Annotated in this window: 1 protein-coding gene; it reads right to left on the bottom strand. The window is 64.7% G+C overall.

The window, feature by feature from the left end:
• Window positions 1-583, bottom strand: a 583-nt coding sequence (locus JNK74_29605; GenBank protein ID MBL7650330.1) for a galactose mutarotase, incomplete at its 3' end; no start/stop codon positions are given.
• Between the last annotated feature and the right edge of the window lie 6 nt (window positions 584-589).

Below are 589 nucleotides of genomic sequence, written 5' to 3'. Positions count from 1 at the left end.
CGAGGTTGAAATAGGCGTGGTTGGTCAGGTTCAGCACTGTGGGCTTGTCGGTGGTGGCGAGGTAGTCGATCCGCAGGCCGTTGTCGGCCGTGAGGGTGTAGGTCACGGTGCAGCTCAGGTTGCCGGGGTAGCCCTCCTCGCCGTCGGGGCTGGTGTAGGTGAGCTTGAGCGCGGGGCCGTCGGCCGATTCCGACGGCGTGGCGGCCCAGATTTTCTTGTCGAAGCCCTTCAGGCCGCCGTGGAGGGCGTTTTTGCCGTTGTTCTGGGCGAGGGTGTATTCCTTCCCATCGAGGGTGAACTTTCCGCCCGCGATGCGGTTGGCGTAGCGGCCGGTGATGCAGCCGAAGTAGGGGCTGTCCTTCACGTAGCGGTCGATGGTGTCGAAGCCGAGGCAGACATCGCCCATCTTGCCATCCTTGTCGGGGGCGATGAAGGCGGTGACGATGCCGCCGTAGTTGGTGATTTTGGCCTGGACGCCGTTGGCGTTGGTCAGGGTGTAGAGGCGGACGGGCTGGCCGTCGACTTCGCCGAAGGGGGCGTCGGTGATGGAGGCGTTCACGGTGAGGGAAGTGGCTAGGCCGATGCCGAC

The sequence above is a fragment of the Candidatus Hydrogenedentota bacterium genome (assembly GCA_016791475.1).
Classification (GTDB): domain Bacteria; phylum Hydrogenedentota; class Hydrogenedentia; order Hydrogenedentales; family JAEUWI01; genus JAEUWI01.
This window is presented reverse-complemented; position numbering and strand designations above follow the sequence as displayed.